This window comes from Chryseobacterium lathyri (assembly GCF_019970085.1).
Classification (GTDB): Bacteria; Bacteroidota; Bacteroidia; order Flavobacteriales; family Weeksellaceae; genus Chryseobacterium; species Chryseobacterium lathyri.
This window is the reverse complement of record NZ_JAHXYG010000004.1, coordinates 427,661-445,069: the sequence shown is the minus strand read 5'-3', so window position 1 is coordinate 445,069 and position 17,409 is coordinate 427,661. Positions and strand designations below refer to the sequence as shown.

The following is a 17,409-nucleotide window of genomic DNA, read 5'->3' as shown; positions in this document are numbered from 1 at the left end:
AATGAAAAAATATACTTATACAGAAAAAAAAGATACCAGAAGCGGTTTTGGAGCCGGTCTTGCAGAATTGGCGGACAAGAATTCTGATGTCGTAGCTCTTTGTGCAGATCTTATCGGTTCCCTGAAAATGGAAAAATTTATTGAAAAGGCACCGGAGCGTTTTTTCCAGATCGGAATTGCAGAAGCCAATATGATTGGTATTGCAGCAGGTTTGGCCACAGAAGGCAAAATTCCATTTACGGGAACCTTTGCCAATTTTTCTACCGGAAGAGTGTACGACCAGATTCGTCAGTCGGTGGCTTATTCCGACAAAAACGTGAAAATCTGTGCTTCGCATGCGGGCCTTACTTTAGGCGAAGACGGCGCAACACACCAGATTCTGGAAGATATTGGGCTGATGAAAATGCTTCCGGGAATGACTGTTATCAATACCTGCGACTACAACCAGACGAAAGCAGCAACCATTGCTATTGCAGATTATGAAGGTCCGGTTTATCTGCGTTTCGGAAGACCTGTAATTCCTGTTTTTACCGATGAAAATCAAACTTTTGAAATCGGGAAAGCCTGGATGATAAACGAAGGAAAAGATGTGACAGTCATTGCAACAGGACATTTGGTTTGGGAAGCGATAAAAGCTGGAGAAATCCTGGAAGAGCAAGGAATTGATGCTGAAATTATCAATATCCACACCATCAAACCTTTAGATGCTGAGGCCATTCTTAATTCGGTTAAAAAAACAGGATGTGTGGTTACTGCCGAAGAACATAACAGATTAGGAGGTCTGGGCGACAGCGTTGCACAGCTTCTGATCACGGAACATCTTGCGCCACAGGAATATGTTGCCGCAAACGACAGTTTTGGCGAAAGCGGAACACCTGATCAACTGATGGAAAAATATGGGCTGACGGCCAATGATATTGTGGAGGCGGCAAAAAAAGTTATAAAAAGAAAGGAGTTGAATGCTTTTTAAATTTATGCTCAATTCACCTAAAAGTATACATTGTAGTTATTTATGAAGGAGAAATTAGTTAATGATACAACAGAAGCATTCCAGGCTTTCTTTCATTCAGATCCGGAAAATATTTTTCTGGCTCCGGGAAGAATTAATATTATTGGTGAACATGTTGATTACAGCGATGGTTTCGTACTTCCAGCAGCTATTGACAAATACATTTGCTTTGCTGTAAAAAAAGTTGAGGACTCGGAAACCTGTACCTTTTTTGCTAAAGACTTTGACGATTCTTTTAGTTTTAATATCAACCAAAAGCAAAGTCCTGTTTCGCAGACCTGGGTCAATTATTTACTGGGCGTATTTAATACTGTTCAGGAAAGTGGGAAAAAGACCGGTGGTTTACAAATTGCTTTTAGCAGTACCATTCCGATGGGTTCCGGCTTATCTTCATCAGCAGCGCTGGAATGTGGATTCGCCTTTATTCTGAACCAGATTTTTGATTTAAATTTAAGCAGGAAAGATCTGGCTCTTATAGGTCAGAAATCCGAACATACCTTTGTTGGAGTACAATGCGGAATTATGGACCAGTTTGCCTCTGTTTTCGGTAAAGAACATCAGGTGATTATGCTGGACTGCCATTCTCTGGAACACCAGTATTTCGAAGCTAATCTGGAAGGTTACAGCCTTGTACTTTTCGATAGCTGCGTAAAACATACCCATCTCACTTCCGGCTACAACAACAGGAGAAAAGATGTGGATCAAGGAAAAAGGATATTGTGGGAAACATTTCCTGAAATCGAGAAGTTCAGAGATTTCAGTTTTTCAATGCTGGATGCAGTCAGATCGGAAATAGGAGAGACCTCATACAAAAGATGTCGGTATCTTTTAAAGGAAATCAAAAGAGTCGAAAAGGCAGCCAAAGCTTTATCAGAAGGCGATGTAGAATATCTGGGTAAACTTCTTACCGAAACCCATTCCGGACTTTCTACTGAGTTTGAAGTGAGCTGCGGAGAGCTCGATTTTCTGGTAGAGAAAACGGTAAAAGAAAATGGCGTTTTAGGCGCAAGAATAATGGGCGGCGGTTTTGGCGGATGCAGCATCAATCTGATTAAAGATGAAAATGTAAATGAGGTAATCGAAAAAATCAGTGCAGCGTACAAAGCCGGTTTTGGCATTGAAATGAAAGTGTACCATGTAAAAATATCGGATGGAATTAAAGAATATAAAAGAAATGAATTCGTCATTTAATCAGAAAAAGCATCCTCACCGAAGGTATAATCCGCTTTTGGATGAATGGATTCTGGTGTCTCCGCAACGGGCAAGCCGGCCTTGGCAGGGACAAACCGAAAAAATAGCCGAGGAAAAACTCCCGGTTCACGACCCTGATTGCTATTTATGTTCCGGAAATCTCCGTGTAAATGGAGAAAGAAACCCCAATTACAAAGGTATTTATGTTTTTGAAAATGATTTTGGCTCTTTGATGAGAGATGATGTTGAATTCTCTGATGAAAATTCAGATTTCTTTACATTGAAGCCGGAGCGGGGAATTAACAGGGTGATTTGTTTTTCAGAAAATCACAGCCTTACTTTACCGGAAATGGAAGTCGGTGACATCAAAAAAGTAGTTGATGTGTGGCAACAGCAATATGAGGAATTGGGAGCTGAAGATTACATCAATCATGTTCAGATTTTTGAAAATAAAGGAAGTGTGATGGGATGTAGTAATCCGCATCCTCACGGACAAATATGGGCACAATCTTCTGTTCCTTCGACGGTTTTGAGAACGCAGGAAAATCTGAAACAATATTTTGAAAAAAATGGAAGTTCTCTTCTGGAAGATTATATCAAAAAAGAATTGGAAATTGAAAAAAGAGTTATTCTTGAAAATGAGGATTTTGTAGCTGTTATTCCATTCTGGGCAGTATGGCCTTACGAGACAATGATTGTAAGCAAAAGAAAAGCTGAAAATATTCTGCAGTTTTCTGATTCAGAGAAGTATTCATTAGCGTCAATAATAAAGGGTTTAACAATTTTATACGACAATCTTTTTGAAATTTCTTTTCCATATTCAGCGGGAATTCATCAAGCACCAACGGATGGAAAACCTCATCCGGAATGGCATTTTCACATGCATTTTTACCCTCCTTTACTCCGAAATGCTGAAGTAAAAAAATTTATGGTAGGCTATGAAATGCTGGCAGAACCACAGCGTGATCTCACACCGGAACAAAGTGCGGAAATATTGCAGCATCTTTCAAAGGTACATTACAAAAATGTATAAATAAAAGAGCTTACCTTTGCATTGTAAATTTTAATTGAATTACCATCAAAAAATTCAAAAGGAATTTTTTGTAAAGAATACTATTATGACAGATATTAAACTGATTGTCACAGATATGGACGGTACTTTTCTCAATTCAGATTATGAAGTAAGTCCCAATTTTCCTTCCGTATTTAAAGAACTGAAAAAAAGGAATATCCTGTTTGTTCCTGCAAGCGGCAGACAAATGCCGGGTATTACCCAATATTTTGAGGACATTAAAAATGAGATCGGTTTTATTGCAGAAAATGGAGGATATGTTATTTACAAGAATAAAGAGCTTTTTGCAGATAAATTAGACCATCAGTTTATTGTTGATATTACAGCAGCTGTCCGGGAAATTCCCGGTGCCAGAGCAGTTCTGTCTGCAAAAAAGAAAGCGTATTATGAAAGTGATGATCAGCAATTTATTGATTATTTTACAAAATATTATACTGAAAATCAAAAAGTAAATGATTTGGGAGAAGAAGTGGATGATGATGCGTTCAAGATCGCCGTTTATCATCCAGAGGGTTCTGAAAAGAATCTTTATCCTTTCCTGAAAAAATTCCGGGAAAATAATCTGGAAGTCGTTGTATCTGGAAAATACTGGCTTGATATTATGAATAAAGATATTAACAAGGGTAATGCACTGGAAAAGTTACAGAATCTTCTGAATATTACGCCGTCCCAAACCATGTCTTTCGGAGATTATATGAATGATATTACGATGCTGGAAAGGTCAAAATATTCTTATGCAATGGAAAATGCTCATCCTTCTGTAAAGGTGGCTGCCAGCTTTTCTACACTTTCAAATGATGATTTTGGTGTCTTAGAAACCATCAGCGAATATTTAAAAATTTAATCCTAAGAATTTAGAAAGACTTTCTTTTAGTTCAATTACTTGGATCAGGTTTTATTTAATAGAATACTTGAATTTAGCTAAATTGAAATTATGAACGAAGTATTTGCTTTTTATGCTGTCATTTTAGAAAATTGTCATAATTTAATTAATAATCTCTCCTTTATTATTAGCTAATTTTTCCCGCCATTGCTGTAATTGCTCAGGTGTTAGTCTTTGCCAGTCTCTTATTTCACCAACTATTTTCAACGGTTCGTTGGTGCGGTAAGAACGTGTCGGATTGCCGGGAAATTTTTTGTTGGTGACATTGGGATCATCCTCAAAACGACCACTGGGCTCAACAATATATACATGTTCAGTACCATCGCCTTTGGCCAAAGCTGCAGCAAGACCCGCCCCGTTAACCAGTGCAGTAAAGTAAATATGATTCATGACTAGTTCCGACTGATAATTGGAAGTACGCCCACCGGTCAATAGATCACCTACTTTTAGGTCCGCTTTTGTACCATGGTAAAAGGGACCTTTATCCGAAGGCTGGCTTACGGATGCTAACGCTAGTTCATGATATCTTTTTGCATTATCCATGTCGCCAATATTTTCATAGCATTCAGCAATGTTTGAGTAAAGAGCAATAAAAGCTCCTTTTACCGCTTCATTATCAGCTTTTAAGGCAAATTCCAGAGCAGTTTCATACCAACTTAATTTGTCAGCAACCTTTGCCTGACTTCGGGCAACATACCAGGCGGCAAGGAACTTTTCAAAGTCGTTTGTTGCCTTGTTCCAGGCCTGAAGAAATAATTTACCGGCTTCTTCCAGATTTGCAGTTTCTTCCATATGCATACCTTGCATACAGAGCTGTATAACGGGATTGTTGGGATTGAATTCCATTTTCGATGATTATTTTTTTTAAGAATGTAAAAATAGTGTTTTATGCATATTACACTAGTATTCTTTGTAATGAACCGCTTTATCAATCTCAATAGGATTGTTATATTTTCTGATGATTTGCTGCATACTTTTTGTCTGAGTATTCAACTCGTCTACAGTATGGATCTCTTTTCCATTGATATTGATCTTCAGATTAGTATTTGCTTTGCTGAAATTATTTCTTTCAAAGGCAAAAGGATCATTGTAAAAATCTAGGGTCAGCTTCACTTTCTGCTTTTCATTGATGGGGATTGCCTTGTTTCCGAAGTTAGATTCTACAAAATTATCAGTTGGAAAAGTACCTGAAAGCTCCTGGCTTTTTATCAGATTATATATAAAATTCTTTTTTGAATCCGAAAGCTCAAAAATCAGTCCCGGAAGTCCACGGAATTTATAAGGACCTTCATTAAAAGGAATATCCTTACAGAACCAAGCCGTCCAATTCCTGCCTCCAAATCGGGTAAAAGCTTTCTGCAGGGTGTAATTTTCCACTTTTTTTGTCTCATCTGAAATTACCCAGCTTATTTTATCTGTTGTTTTAAATGAATAATATCCTTCTTTAATCGCAATGAAATTTGTATTGTCATACGTGTTGATCTTTCTTTTCACGATCTGTCCGGACATGTCGGTATGGCTGTTGTTGGTTCCGAACTTTTTATTTAAAGAATCGGTTACCAGTAAATTATGGCCATAAAATTTGACCTCCTTAGGGTTAATGTCAAGAAGCATATTCAGTTTTTCATATTCTGCTTCGGCCGAATCCATTTTGTACTGTAGTTCATAAACAAATCTATGAGTCTGTGAGTGAAGGAATATAATAAAGAACAATGCTGGTAGGGCAAAAATATTTTTCATAATTAATTATTTTAAGATAATAAAAAAATCTTATAGGTGATCTTGCCCTTCATATGGGTTAGTATTAAATGATTGCTTAATAAAAATACAAAATTATTAAGTGCTGGAAAAAAATAATGCATAGAGAACTAATGCATTAGCTCATAAATTATTAAATGCTATCAGACGTTAATAAATCCGTACACAACATATAAAGAATATTTTGAAACTCATTTCATGCGGCAATTTGAGGATAATCAATATAATTAGTCTACTTTAAAATGTCGGTCTGAGTTACTCACTTAAATTAATAACAGTTTTTTTGCTTTCTTGTTGCATGAATTCCAAAATATTCATGTGACAAAACTATAATCATCATTTTTCATTTATTTTACCAAATGACAAATACTGTGAAACTGACTTTAATTAACTTGCACTTATGAAACAACTATTTGACTTTATTTTAAGGTTTGGAAATCTTAATCAGCAACAGATTGATTTTATTTCAAGTAAAGCCCAGGAAATAAACCTTCCGAAAGATGAATACTTTTCAGAGGCAGGTAAAATTGCTCGTCAGGTTGGATTTATTGTAGACGGGATATTACGGGTTTGCTATTATAATAATGAAGGCGAAGAAATCACCAAATACTTTATTGAAGAAAATAATCTGGTGGTGGATCTGGAAAGCTTTGATAATGAAATTTGCTCAAGCACATATGTACAGGCAATAACCGATACCAAAATAATCGTTTTTTCAAGAAAAGACTGGATGGAGCTTTTACAGACCATTGTTGGATGGGATGCAATTGTACATAAAATTATTTCAAGGGCGCTGATTCAGAAAGTAGAGAGAAGAAGTCCGTTGGTTTCCGAAGATGCAACAACCCGTTATCTTAAATTTTTGGAAATCTATCCTACTGTTGTTAACCGTGTCCCACTGTCGTATATTGCCTCTTATCTGGGTGTTACACAGTCTTCACTGAGTAGAATAAGAAAAAATATCCGCTAAAGTTGCTTTTTGCCAAATGGCAAACGGTTTTATTTTTAATTGGCGGAATTTTACATCATCAATTAAAACAAAAGAATAATGAATTCAGCATTAATTACAGGAGCCAACAGAAGTATTGGCCTGGAAACAGCAAAGCAACTTTCAGAGAGAGGGTATTTCGTTTATTTGGGAAGCCGTGATCTTGCAAAAGGTGAAGAGACCGTAAAAGAATTGGCCGAAAAAGGATTTCAAAATATCAAAGCGGTTGAAATAGATGTTACCAAACCTCATTCAATTTCTGAAGCAAGGAATATCATCGCGAAAGAACAGGGAAAGCTTGATGTTCTGATTAACAACGCAGGGATCTTGGGCGTAAACCCTCAAACGGCAGCGGATACTTCCATTGAACATATTCAGGAGGTGTTTGATACCAATTTCTTTGGGGTAATCAGCGTGACACAGGCATTTTTAGAACTGCTCAAAAAATCGGACACTCCCAGAATCAGCAATATAACTTCCGGACTTGGATCACTAACATTGCACAGCGATGCTACTTGGAAGTATTATGGTGTGAAAGGGGCAGCCTATGGTCCTTCAAAGTCAGCTTTAAATGCATACACCATTGTATTGGCTTATGAATTGAAAGATTCGCCTTTTAAAGTGAATGCCATCGATCCCGGCTATACTGCAACAGATTTTAACCACCACAGCGGGCCAGGATCTGTAGAAAATGCAGCAGCATTTATTATTAAACACACACTGACGGATGAAAATGCACCTACAGGACAGTATTTTAGTCATGATATAGAAGATGGGACAGAAATAAGTCCATGGTAGTATTTATATCAAAATTTACAGGATAAGATGTGATTAAAGAGAAACTGAAAGGTTTCTCTTTTTTGTTATGGTCATGAATTAAGACAACATGGAAAATCCGGATTGATAGCTGAATAGCTCATGACTAATAAAAAAGTATAATTTTAGTGGAATTGCGTACATTTTGGAGGCTGACCATTTGCATTTATAGGCTGACACCGCAATCGACTAAAAAAGGTAATATTTGACATTTTTCAGGTACATAATGTAATCATTGAGAATAATGATGATCGTAACTTTACACGGTCAGTTAATTAGAAAAAATATGAGCAATACAATTTTTGATGAGTTAAAAAACGGAACGACCGTAACCCCTCAGCATCCACAGATAAAAGATTTAAGAGATAACTCTTATGCTACGATCAGTTGGTTACAAAAGCTTAATGCTTCTTCCAATCCTGAAGAAATAAGAAAAATATTGAGCGAAATTACCAATACAGCCATTGATGAGACTGTAGCGATATTTCCGCCAATCTATATCAACTATGGCAAACATTTGGAGGTTGGTAAAAATGTATTTATCAATTTTGATTGTACTTTTCTAACGTTAGGTGGTATTGTTATAGAAGACAATGTAATGATAGGACCTAAAGTAAGCATACTATCCGAAGGCCATCCTTTACCTTCAGCTGAAAGACATTCCTTGGTGCCGGGGAAAATTCATATTAAACAAAATGCCTGGATTGGTGCCGGTGCCATCATTCTTCCGGGAATAATCATAGGGGAGAATTCGGTCGTTGCTGCCGGTGCTGTCGTAACTAAAAATGTACCTGCAGACACAGTTGTGGCCGGCACTCCCGCGAAAATCATCAAATCAGTATAAAGCAGACATACCTGCATATCGATACTATATGTTTTTTAAGGTAAAAACATGACATCACTTGCCTTACACTTTTATTTTCTACAATATGGATTGCAGTACTTAAAAAAATTATACACAAACCTTTATTAAAAATATCTGTAAAAAAGATAAATACAATAGGGCAAGAGCTTTTAATTATAGAGGCCTTCTCCTACAAAAAAACCTTAGGATCAACGATTCTAAGGTTTTTTTCTTATTTCTGAAAAGTATAGTATTCAGAAAGTAGTTTACTTTTTAACTCAATATATCACACGGTGCTACACAAATAACCCACGGACATCTTTTTATTCCCGGAGGTGGGCAGCATGCTTGGGAGCAGCTTAATGCCCCGCCATTAATATTTTTCAGCTGCTCTCTTGAAATTTTCTTAAAATTTTTCATAATAAAGTAATTTGGGTTAAACTTAAGGCTGGTTTCCACCGCCACATCCATCGTATGGCATACATTGCCATTTTCCGCTGATTAAGCATAGCTGACCACCCGGGCAGTTAATCCCTCCTGTAATTGACTTCATTTCCTGTCTTTCGATTTTCTTTAAATTTTTCATAAAAATAAGGTTTAGTTCTGTCCGAAATTAATAAATTTTCTTCAATTCGGTGTAATTATTTATAAAATGTTTATCTTCAATAAGTGTTTTGGTGTTAATATTTTTACTTTAAGCTCTTTTAAGCCAAGCAAAATATAAGGCTTATGAAGATGTTTAGAAGTAATTTTTTAATGTATCCACCCAAAATGACTTCATCAGATAAAATCTTGTCTTGTGGCAAGTTAGCTTTCGTGATGACTTATTAATTTTGGATAAAAGTTTTAATTAACCTAAATCCAAATAACATTATGAAAAATTTATTCAGAATCCTAAAGCCATTACTAGCGTTGGTGATTATTATGCTTACAGCATCACCGTTATACGGCCAGAAAGTAAAACCTTCTGCTAGTGGCTATGTACCTGTTAACGGCATCAAAGTATATTATGAAGTCTACGGGGAAGGTAAGCCTGTTGTATTGTTGCATGGTGCTTTTATGACCATTGATATGAATTGGGGCCAATTGATTCCGGAGCTGTCGAAGAACCGGAAGGTAATTGCCATAGAATTGCAGGGACACGGACACACGCCGTTTTCAGACCGCAAATTATCACACGCTACATTAGCCGCTGATGTAAAAGGAGTCATGGATGAGCTGAAAATTGATAAAGCAGATGTAATAGGATATAGTTTTGGTGGTGCTGTAGCTTACCAGTTTGCTATACAAAGCCCTGAAAGATTAAACAAGATGGTGATTATTTCTGCAACCTATAAAAGTACCGGTTGGATACCCGAAGTAAATAACGCCTTTAAAGGGATGAAACCTGATCTTTTTATAAACAGCCCTATGCAGGTGGCCTATGACGCTGTGGCACCAGATAAAACAAAATGGACAAAATTTTTGGAGCAGATGATTGCTACTGCCAAACAGCCTTTTGACTTAGGCGATTCCAATATTTCTAAAATTTCGGCACCCGTTTTAATCATTTCCGGTGACAATGACGGACTGGATAAAGTTGAGCTGGCAAAAACCTATACATTATTGGGAGGTGGCATTTCTGCCGACCTTGGCTCTATGCCAAAATCTCAGCTGGCAATCGTTCCCGGGCAGGGACATGTCAGCCTGATGATGCAGAATGCAACGATCCTGAGCTACCTGGACAGTTTTTTAAAGTAATACCATAACTGAAATAATAAATTTATCAAAATGAGAAAAATAACTGTTTTATCAATGATTACGCTGGATGGTGTTATGCAGGCACCTGGCGGTCCTGATGAAGATGTTTCCGGAGACTTTAAATATGGTGGCTGGACAGTATCTTATGGTGATGAGCTTTTTGGAAGGATCATGCAGGAAGAGATGAAGCCCGCCGACTATCTTTTGGGGAGAAAGACATTTGATATTTTTTCATCTTACTGGCCGGACCATGCTGATTTTTGGCCGGCTGTTAATGAGGGGACAAAATATGTCCTGTCTCAAACCACGGAAAATTCAGATTGGAAAAATACAGCTTTCCTCAAAAGCCTGGCAGATATACAGACGCTAAAGCAATCGGAAGGGCCTGATCTTCAGGTTTGGGGCAGCAGTGAGCTTATTCACCTGTTGCTAAAGCATGATCTTGTAGATGAGCTTCGACTCAAAATTTACCCTTTGGTCCTGGGTAAAGGGAAAAGATTATTTGACAGTGATACGGTTCCGGCAGCCTTTGCCTTAACAGAAAGCCATGTGACATCAAAAGGAGTGATTATAGCCAATTACAAGCGTAATGGGGAGATTATAACAGGTGATATTGAACTGTAAAATTTTTGATCAAAGAATAACTTTACAACTCTTGGAAACTCTAAAATGAATACAAAATTTGAAGCAGGAATTAATATAGCCATAAAAATTCCGAAAAATAAATATGAAAAAACAGTTGCTTTTTACAGGGATATTCTAAAGCTGGATGTTGAAGAAAAGCCAATTAACAATCCTACCGTTTCCCGGACGCATGAAGTAAAATTCGGCAACAATATTATATGGCTGGATTGTGTGGACAACTATACCCATTCTGAAACTTGGTTACAGCTTACCGTTCCCAATATAGATGAAGCGACAAAATATTTGCAGTCAAATGGTGTGGAAACCTGTGACGAAATTGAGGAGCTTCCTGAAAATATGCACTGGATTACTGACCCGGCAGGCACGGTTTTTAATCTACAGGAAACTCCGGAATAATAAAAAAGCTGTAATCTGACTGATTGCAGCTTTTTTGTATCTTATTGAAATGTAATTTTTTATACTCTTAATTATTTGCAGAATAATGACCGTTTTTATAGACTGAAATCCACCATAGAATTGATTTCAATTACTTGATTGTGATCGTCATATTCGGAACCACAATGTCGCCATTAGAGCCTGAATACCGCTGAGCAAATATTTCAACATAATCATTATTGAGAAGCTCAGTAGTTCCGTTTATTGGCAGTACAACAATATCATTGGTAGATGATCCTCGTCCGTACACTTTATATTGACTTAAAACAGTTCCGTTCTTGGCAATATATATGATATAAGTTCCTGCTGCGGGAACCTGAAAAGAAACTGATCCTGTTATTTGAAAAATTCTTTTCTTTTTGCCCAGATATCTTAATCTGTTGGGAACACCGTCTGTTGAAAACCTGAATAAATTGGATGAGGTGGAAACTGAAGATGCAGTACCGATCTTTACGATATTGCTGGGGTTTGCATTGTTGGTAAAACTGACACCAATGCCGGTTCCTACAGGATAGTCTACAGAAAAATCTCCAACAGCATTGGTGTCAGCTTCAGTAGGTATGCCGGCAGCTCTTACCGTCCAGCTATTGTTAAAATTATACCCGGGATAGGTTCCTGTAGCATATGGCCTGATATAACCTGTAGTATTGGCCCCCGTAAAAACGACAGATTCCATAACAGCATCACCGGTTATTGTAAGACCGGATGTTGATACATCAAATCCTGTGGCAGATCCATTTACCTGGCTGAATCCGCCCTGTTTTTCTATCAATGTAAAAGTACCCGTCAAACGCTCATAAGTCCCGGAATTATTGCCAAACCATCCTATATTACTGAGTAACAGTTGTGTTATATTGTTATAGGTGATACCATTGCTGTTTCCTGTAAATTGAATGATGCTCAAAAATACCAGCCCAAAGCCAGAAACAGTTCCAACAGTATTGGAATTAGCAACAACACAGTCCCGGAATATAAGGTTTTGAGTAGGAGATCCGTTTAAATTGAAAACGTTTCCGCCTGGTGCTGTAAGGGTTAAGCTTCTGATGCTCCCGCCCGTGGCTCCCTCAAAAATATTGCCCGAAGTTCTCCGGATAATGTCATTATTGCTGTCATGGCCGGTTATGTAAGAATTATTAATATCAATGGGCAGATCAAATGTTACCTGTCCATTGATCTCATACAGTGTATTAGCATCCATAAGATATTTCCCACCGCCTCCGGCAGCAAGTTCTTCAGCTAAAACTGTATTCAGGACATCAGTAGATTTTATGCGTTTAAAGTTAATTCTCTCAGTCACACTGCTTGCCAACGGAGCCCATGATGATGTAGAATTTACGTAATAATAGAATAGCTTCAATGTAGTATCGTAAACCAGGAGTCCATCGGCGGGAGCTACTATCGCATTTCTTTCGGCTGTTGTCATTCTTGGAGCCAGCATTCCTCTGGTTGTGGAACTTACGTCCAGCATAGCACTTGTATTGGGAGTGGGAGTTCCAATTCCAATCTGACCTTTCCCTGCATAAAACAGAAATATGAAAAACAGCAGGAAAAAATTCTTGTAATAGTGGAGGGTAAATTTTTTTTTCATGGTGAATTAATTATGTTATTAATAATAGGATTGGTCCCGGTATGGGCCGAAAATGTTTCAGTAATGGATTCGAGCTGTATACTTAGCTGATCAGTTAAATTTTAATAAATAATAGCAGTAAGAATTGATAAGTAAATTTAATAAATCCCAAATTATTGAATTATGATTATAATCATAAAAATATTAATTAAAATTCACCAAAATATGATGTTTTATGATCTTAATCATGATGGCAGTGAAGGATACACCTTAGATTTGTAAATGATTATGCATGTATACTATCTAAAATGCTACACTTTGCCTTTCATCCTTTGGGAGGTTTTTTAGTATTGCTGGAACAGACAGGATGCAAACTATGGTGCATCATATTCCTGATCTATTTTGAGCAATTATCAGTATAAATAAAGCTTTTAATGTTTAACAGAAAACCGAATTAAAATATGAATGGAGTTATTATACAATTCTTTCATTGGTATCATGAAGGAAATTTATGGAATGAATTTACGGAAAAGTGTGAGTATCTTAGGAATCTGGGATTTACAGCAGTGTGGTTTCCACCCGCAACAAAATGTGTGTTAGGGCAGGAGGGCAGAGGATATGATATCTATGATTTGTATGACCTGGGAGAATTTGATCAGAAAGGAGGAATTCCCACAAGATACGGAACCAAAGATGAATACCTGTCCGCTATTAAAAAAGCCCACGAAGCTGGCATATCCGTTTACGCCGATATTGTACTGAATCACAGAATAGGGGGAGACGAAGGAGAGACTGTTACTGTACAGCAGATCAATGAGGAAAACCGGAATGAAACCATTGGTGAACCTTTCAGTGCAAAGGTATTTACGAAATTCCTTTTCCCGGGACGGAACGGAAAGTATTCGGATTTTATCTGGGATTATACTTGTTTTAGCGGAATAGACATTATTCAGAAAGATCATGAAGAAATAAAAGGAATTTTCAAAATCCATAACGAATACGGAACAGAATGGAACCGGGCGGTAAGCCACCAGTTCGGAAATTATGATTATCTGATGGGAGCTGATGTAGAATACCGTAATCCTTACGTCGTCGAAGAAATGAAAAACTGGATCAAATGGTATCTGGAAACCACCCATGTAGATGGATTGCGCCTGGATGCCCTGAAGCATATTTCCGTTGATTTCTTACAGGAATGGATTACCTATATAAAAACCGAATTGAATCCGGATTGTTATATTTTGGGCGAATTCTGGAAGTCGGAATCTGGAAAAATATCTGATTTTTCTGATAAGATTAATGATATGATCTCCTGTTTTGATGCACCTCTCCATTACAATTTTTTTGAAGCATCAAAGGAGAGGGAAAATTATGATCTCAGCCAGATTTTAAAAGGCAGTTTTCTGGAGAAAAAACCGGTCTTTTCCGTTTCATTTATTGAAAATCATGATACGCAGAAGTTACAGGCTTTAGAATCAGCTGTACAGGATTGGTTCAAGCCTCTGGCTTACGCTGTTATTTTATTGTCAGAAGAGGCATATCCCTGTATTTTTTATCCCGATCTTTTCGGAGCAGAATATACGGATTCGAAAGATGGTGAAGAAATAAAAATCATTATGCCAAAGGTGGAAGTTCTGCCTAAATTGCTTGAAGCGCGGCAGCAGTTTGCTTATGGCGAGCAGGTTAGCTATTTTGATCATCCCAACTGCATTGCGTGGGTCAGAAAAGGGAATACTGAATATCCCGGCTGTATTGTGATCCTATCTAACAGCGAAGACGGCTATAAAGATATTGAGCTTGGAAAAGAAAACGCAAATTCCGTATACCGGGATTTTACCGGACAAAGAAAAGACCCAGTTGAAACAGATGAAAATGGCAAAGCCAGATTTGTGGTCAATTCACAATCTGTAAGTGTGTGGGTGAAAGTTTAGATTCCAGCCTACTGACTTAATATTGGCTAAAGAGTCATTCTTAAATTGACGTCTTCCACATCGCCATCTTTTTTAATGGTAACGGATTTTCGGATGTTTGCCTCACTTAGAATCTTAAAGTAATGATGCCCCTCTATTTCTCTTGAGCTTTGAAGAGTATTATTGATATAGGTATTCTCATAACCCAAGGTATAAGTCTGCTGCTTATCCTGTATGTAGTTGAACCCTGTGATCAGTAAATATTGTCCGGGCATAAGATTATTGATCTCGAAGCTGCCTTTATCATCCTTTACCTGTATTACTTTAATGCAGGCTCTGGCCTCTTTGTGCAGTTCTACTATCTTACCTTCCTTTTCATACTTTTTGCTTACTTCCTGCCATTCTTTAAAATAGGCAGTTTGTGGCATTACAATAATAGACGTTCCTTTAGGTGCATATTGTCTTTTGTTGATGTTAAGAACTGCAATTCCTCTGATGCCCGATTGATTATCTTTAGCAAAAGCCTGCCCTTTAATTGTTGATTTGCCGCCTGTCATCAACTGTATGGTTTCACTTTTATTAAATTGGGCTTTCTGCTCAACGGTGAATGACTGGGCACCAGCGATAGAAGAAAGCAGAAAAAAAGCTATGATATAGTAATGTTTTTTCATAACAATAATATTTTAGGTTTAAAACTGATAAGTTGTACATGACAAATATATCAAAAATACAAACACCGATACTAAATAGCTAAAAATCTGGATATTAATATTAAACAAAAAATTTATATCCTTTATTCAAAGCTTTTGGTCGGCTAATTTTATCATTCAGGGTTGGAAGTTTTTCTACCGCAAGATTCAGTTTAAATTATAAACTGTATTTGTAGAAGAGCGTAAGTTCACCTTGATTATAAAAGACTTATTAAGTGCTGTTTATAAGCGGATTGGCATCGCAGAAATATGAATTTTGGCAAATAAATTGTTGTATTTATTGATCATCACTTTAAAATTATTATTATGAAAAATTTTGTTTTAACACTTTTTGCAGCTGCTGCACTGATAGCCTGCAAAAAAACTGAAACCAAATCTGTAAATGAATCTACAGATGAGCAAATTGTATCTGCTCCTGCTGAATCTGGAATGACGGTTACTGATTCTACCAAAGTTTCTGATACTAAGGTTACTACAAATTCTCTGAGTGATCATGACAAGAAATTTGCAGATGCCGCAGCAAAAGGAGGCCTGATGGAAGTAATGATGGGTCAGCTTGCAGCCACTAATGCTACTAATGCAAAAGTAAAAGCATTGGGAGAAATGATGGTAAAAGATCACAGTAAAGCCAATGACGAGCTCAAAAAATGGGCTGGAACAGCAGGCTACACGCTGCCAACTGGCCTGGATGCCGACAAACAGAAGGAATATGATGATCTGAAAGCAAAAAAAGGTGCTGAATTTGATAAAAAATATACCGATCTGATGGTGAGTGATCATAAAAAAGACGTAGAAGAATTTAAAAAACAGGCCTCAGAAGGTAAGGAGGCATCATTAAAATCTTTTGCGAGCAAAACACTGCCCACTTTAGAGCATCATTTAATGGAATCTGAGAAAGCAAAGAATGCCGTAAAATAATATATAGTACGTATAGAATAAGCTCCTCTGTCATTAGAGGAGCTTTTATTTTTCAGAATGTTATCAAAATTCATTAGAATGGCTGAAGAATTATCTCTGGATAACAAAGCCTCTCAGCTCTGCCATTTTTCCGTCCTGGAATCTCCATACATCACAGTAATCATAATCTGTCCATTGGTTGTCTTTGTTCAGCAGGCTTATTACACCTACTGCTGTTACATAATCTCCTTCACTTATCATATATTCTACATCAAACTTGGGAGGCTCTCTGTAGGCATCTGCCAGATACTTCCGTACCTCTTCCTTCCCGGAAAGAACCTGATCTCCTATAAATACCCACTTTGTATTTTCGCTGCAATACGAAAGAAAGGTTTCATGATCCCCCATTGATATGGCAGCATTGGCTTTCTCCAGAACAGTTTTATTATCCATAAGGCAGGTATTAAAAAGTATATAAATCAATAATGATTATCAGTATCCGGGATAATCATTTGGAAATAAAAGATTTAATTAAGCTGATAATTAACGATGACTAAGCTCAAAATGAAATGGACATAATCCTCCTGAGCTTCTTTTACATTCATCAGTTTGTTTTTATAGGCATAAGAATTCAGGACCTTTGTCAGTTTCTGGTAAGTTTCAAAATGGTCTCCTTTAATTTTGACTCTTCCATTGCCGTCTCTTGTTTTAATAATTTCATTATCCAGGGTTCTGACTTTAAATAAAGCATATGATAGTTTTGGCTGGAAATTCATTCGCCCTGTATATCTTTCAACTATATTAACCTTGAACGAGTCAAATACAATTGTGTTAAAAACAATTGTAGAGTAAGCATCCTGAGTATTAAGCTCAAGTGTATAGTTCATTTATTTTTATTTTTTACAAATTTACTCAGAAGCTTAAAACAATCAAAGTAAAATAGA

The 17,409-nt window shown here is 37.1% G+C and carries 20 protein-coding genes; 12 read left to right on the top strand and 8 right to left on the bottom strand.

The genetic code is table 11. The features are described from left to right. The first annotated feature begins 1 nt into the window (after nt 1). The 4 genes from LC418_RS15145 (at nt 2) to LC418_RS15130 (ending at nt 4,116) form a co-directional block, all read left to right on the top strand. A complete protein-coding gene (locus LC418_RS15145; RefSeq protein WP_223559737.1) occupies nt 2-970 on the top strand; it encodes a transketolase family protein in 969 nt (322 codons plus the stop codon). Nucleotides 971-1,012: 42 nt separating this feature from the next. Then, entirely contained in the window at nt 1,013-2,200 is a 1,188-nt protein-coding gene (galK, locus tag LC418_RS15140; protein WP_223559736.1) for a galactokinase, read from the top strand. Then, complete coding sequence (locus tag LC418_RS15135; RefSeq protein ID WP_223559735.1) at nt 2,160-3,233, top strand: UDP-glucose--hexose-1-phosphate uridylyltransferase; 1,074 nt, start codon at nt 2,160-2,162, stop codon at nt 3,231-3,233. Before galK ends, LC418_RS15135 begins: the two co-directional genes overlap by 41 nt. 85 nt (nt 3,234-3,318) lie before the next feature. Next, nucleotides 3,319-4,116, top strand: coding sequence for an HAD family hydrolase (locus LC418_RS15130; RefSeq protein WP_223559734.1), 798 nt, complete (start codon nt 3,319-3,321; stop codon nt 4,114-4,116). 141 nt (nt 4,117-4,257) lie between these two features. Here LC418_RS15130 and arr read toward each other — a convergent pair whose 3' ends face one another. Further along, nucleotides 4,258-4,698: an NAD(+)--rifampin ADP-ribosyltransferase gene (arr, locus tag LC418_RS21145; protein ID WP_420837288.1), complete on the bottom strand. Its 441-nt coding sequence runs from the start codon at nt 4,696-4,698 to the stop codon at nt 4,258-4,260. Nucleotides 4,699-5,055: 357 nt separating this feature from the next. Next, entirely contained in the window at nt 5,056-5,895 is an 840-nt protein-coding gene (locus LC418_RS15120) for a GLPGLI family protein (RefSeq protein ID WP_223559732.1), read from the bottom strand. Between the two features lie 418 nt (nt 5,896-6,313). On the opposite strand from LC418_RS15120, the gene LC418_RS15115 reads away from it, so the two are divergent. The 3 genes from LC418_RS15115 (at nt 6,314) to LC418_RS15105 (ending at nt 8,561) form a co-directional block, all read left to right on the top strand. After that, nucleotides 6,314-6,883, top strand: a complete 570-nt coding sequence (locus LC418_RS15115) for a Crp/Fnr family transcriptional regulator (protein WP_223559731.1) — start codon at nt 6,314-6,316, stop codon at nt 6,881-6,883. Between the two features lie 78 nt (nt 6,884-6,961). Continuing rightward, on the top strand, nt 6,962-7,699 hold the full coding sequence (locus tag LC418_RS15110) for an SDR family NAD(P)-dependent oxidoreductase (RefSeq protein ID WP_223559730.1): 738 nt from the start codon (nt 6,962-6,964) through the stop codon (nt 7,697-7,699). 304 nt (nt 7,700-8,003) lie between these two features. Continuing rightward, nucleotides 8,004-8,561, top strand: coding sequence for a sugar O-acetyltransferase (locus LC418_RS15105; RefSeq protein ID WP_223559729.1), 558 nt, complete (start codon nt 8,004-8,006; stop codon nt 8,559-8,561). A gap of 273 nt (nt 8,562-8,834) precedes the next feature. Here the strand turns inward: LC418_RS15105 and LC418_RS21140 are convergent, their stop codons facing one another. After that, complete coding sequence (locus tag LC418_RS21140) at nt 8,835-8,981, bottom strand: bacteriocin-like protein (RefSeq protein ID WP_167409388.1); 147 nt, start codon at nt 8,979-8,981, stop codon at nt 8,835-8,837. A gap of 22 nt (nt 8,982-9,003) precedes the next feature. Then, nucleotides 9,004-9,147 carry a bacteriocin-like protein gene (locus tag LC418_RS15100; protein WP_157963349.1) on the bottom strand — a complete coding sequence of 48 codons (144 nt, stop codon included), beginning with the start codon at nt 9,145-9,147 and terminating at the stop codon, nt 9,004-9,006. Nucleotides 9,148-9,434: 287 nt separating this feature from the next. On the opposite strand from LC418_RS15100, the gene LC418_RS15095 reads away from it, so the two are divergent. Genes LC418_RS15095 through LC418_RS15085 form a run of 3 tightly spaced genes read left to right on the top strand, consistent with a single transcriptional unit; the run spans nt 9,435 to nt 11,342 of the window. Further along, nucleotides 9,435-10,301: an alpha/beta fold hydrolase gene (locus LC418_RS15095; protein ID WP_223559728.1), complete on the top strand. Its 867-nt coding sequence runs from the start codon at nt 9,435-9,437 to the stop codon at nt 10,299-10,301. 30 nt (nt 10,302-10,331) lie between these two features. Beyond that, nucleotides 10,332-10,925, top strand: a complete 594-nt coding sequence (locus tag LC418_RS15090) for a dihydrofolate reductase family protein (RefSeq protein ID WP_223559727.1) — start codon at nt 10,332-10,334, stop codon at nt 10,923-10,925. A 45-nt stretch (nt 10,926-10,970) separates the two neighbouring features. Continuing rightward, nucleotides 10,971-11,342 carry a VOC family protein gene (locus LC418_RS15085; protein WP_111952865.1) on the top strand — a complete coding sequence of 124 codons (372 nt, stop codon included), beginning with the start codon at nt 10,971-10,973 and terminating at the stop codon, nt 11,340-11,342. Nucleotides 11,343-11,472: 130 nt separating this feature from the next. On the opposite strand, the gene LC418_RS15080 is transcribed toward LC418_RS15085, so the two are convergent. Further along, the gene (locus LC418_RS15080) at nt 11,473-12,969 is read right to left on the bottom strand and encodes an autotransporter outer membrane beta-barrel domain-containing protein (RefSeq protein ID WP_223559726.1); all 1,497 of its coding nucleotides are present in this window, start codon (nt 12,967-12,969) and stop codon (nt 11,473-11,475) included. Nucleotides 12,970-13,409: 440 nt separating this feature from the next. Here LC418_RS15080 and LC418_RS15075 point away from each other — a divergent pair, with 440 nt between their 5' ends. After that, complete coding sequence (locus LC418_RS15075; protein WP_223559725.1) at nt 13,410-14,879, top strand: alpha-amylase; 1,470 nt, start codon at nt 13,410-13,412, stop codon at nt 14,877-14,879. 26 nt (nt 14,880-14,905) lie between these two features. Here LC418_RS15075 and LC418_RS15070 read toward each other — a convergent pair whose 3' ends face one another. Then, nucleotides 14,906-15,529, bottom strand: a complete 624-nt coding sequence (locus tag LC418_RS15070; RefSeq protein ID WP_111952874.1) for a hypothetical protein — start codon at nt 15,527-15,529, stop codon at nt 14,906-14,908. A gap of 345 nt (nt 15,530-15,874) precedes the next feature. On the opposite strand from LC418_RS15070, the gene LC418_RS15065 reads away from it, so the two are divergent. After that, on the top strand, nt 15,875-16,486 hold the full coding sequence (locus LC418_RS15065; protein WP_223559724.1) for a DUF4142 domain-containing protein: 612 nt from the start codon (nt 15,875-15,877) through the stop codon (nt 16,484-16,486). Between the two features lie 90 nt (nt 16,487-16,576). Here LC418_RS15065 and LC418_RS15060 read toward each other — a convergent pair whose 3' ends face one another. Continuing rightward, complete coding sequence (locus LC418_RS15060; protein WP_223559723.1) at nt 16,577-16,918, bottom strand: nuclear transport factor 2 family protein; 342 nt, start codon at nt 16,916-16,918, stop codon at nt 16,577-16,579. Between the two features lie 74 nt (nt 16,919-16,992). Continuing rightward, nucleotides 16,993-17,352, bottom strand: a complete 360-nt coding sequence (locus LC418_RS15055; RefSeq protein WP_111952883.1) for a prevent-host-death protein — start codon at nt 17,350-17,352, stop codon at nt 16,993-16,995. Between the last annotated feature and the right edge of the window lie 57 nt (nt 17,353-17,409).

What these genes read in the sequence shown, in the direction of transcription:
- LC418_RS15055 (WP_111952883.1), bottom strand. Translation starts at nt 17,352, where the DNA reads ATGAACTATACACTTGAGCTTAATACTCAGGATGCTTACTCTACAATT.
- LC418_RS15070 (WP_111952874.1), bottom strand. Translation starts at nt 15,529, where the DNA reads ATGAAAAAACATTACTATATCATAGCTTTTTTTCTGCTTTCTTCTATC.
- LC418_RS15120 (WP_223559732.1), bottom strand. Translation starts at nt 5,895, where the DNA reads ATGAAAAATATTTTTGCCCTACCAGCATTGTTCTTTATTATATTCCTT.
- arr (WP_420837288.1), bottom strand. Translation starts at nt 4,698, where the DNA reads ATGGATAATGCAAAAAGATATCATGAACTAGCGTTAGCATCCGTAAGC.
- LC418_RS15075 (WP_223559725.1), top strand. Translation starts at nt 13,410, where the DNA reads ATGAATGGAGTTATTATACAATTCTTTCATTGGTATCATGAAGGAAAT.
- LC418_RS15095 (WP_223559728.1), top strand. Translation starts at nt 9,435, where the DNA reads ATGAAAAATTTATTCAGAATCCTAAAGCCATTACTAGCGTTGGTGATT.
- LC418_RS15090 (WP_223559727.1), top strand. Translation starts at nt 10,332, where the DNA reads ATGAGAAAAATAACTGTTTTATCAATGATTACGCTGGATGGTGTTATG.
- LC418_RS15100 (WP_157963349.1), bottom strand. Translation starts at nt 9,147, where the DNA reads ATGAAAAATTTAAAGAAAATCGAAAGACAGGAAATGAAGTCAATTACA.
- LC418_RS15085 (WP_111952865.1), top strand. Translation starts at nt 10,971, where the DNA reads ATGAATACAAAATTTGAAGCAGGAATTAATATAGCCATAAAAATTCCG.
- LC418_RS21140 (WP_167409388.1), bottom strand. Translation starts at nt 8,981, where the DNA reads ATGAAAAATTTTAAGAAAATTTCAAGAGAGCAGCTGAAAAATATTAAT.
- LC418_RS15060 (WP_223559723.1), bottom strand. Translation starts at nt 16,918, where the DNA reads ATGGATAATAAAACTGTTCTGGAGAAAGCCAATGCTGCCATATCAATG.
- LC418_RS15080 (WP_223559726.1), bottom strand. Translation starts at nt 12,969, where the DNA reads ATGAAAAAAAAATTTACCCTCCACTATTACAAGAATTTTTTCCTGCTG.
- LC418_RS15145 (WP_223559737.1), top strand. Translation starts at nt 2, where the DNA reads ATGAAAAAATATACTTATACAGAAAAAAAAGATACCAGAAGCGGTTTT.
- LC418_RS15065 (WP_223559724.1), top strand. Translation starts at nt 15,875, where the DNA reads ATGAAAAATTTTGTTTTAACACTTTTTGCAGCTGCTGCACTGATAGCC.
- LC418_RS15115 (WP_223559731.1), top strand. Translation starts at nt 6,314, where the DNA reads ATGAAACAACTATTTGACTTTATTTTAAGGTTTGGAAATCTTAATCAG.
- LC418_RS15130 (WP_223559734.1), top strand. Translation starts at nt 3,319, where the DNA reads ATGACAGATATTAAACTGATTGTCACAGATATGGACGGTACTTTTCTC.
- LC418_RS15110 (WP_223559730.1), top strand. Translation starts at nt 6,962, where the DNA reads ATGAATTCAGCATTAATTACAGGAGCCAACAGAAGTATTGGCCTGGAA.
- LC418_RS15135 (WP_223559735.1), top strand. Translation starts at nt 2,160, where the DNA reads ATGGAATTAAAGAATATAAAAGAAATGAATTCGTCATTTAATCAGAAA.
- LC418_RS15105 (WP_223559729.1), top strand. Translation starts at nt 8,004, where the DNA reads ATGAGCAATACAATTTTTGATGAGTTAAAAAACGGAACGACCGTAACC.
- galK (WP_223559736.1), top strand. Translation starts at nt 1,013, where the DNA reads ATGAAGGAGAAATTAGTTAATGATACAACAGAAGCATTCCAGGCTTTC.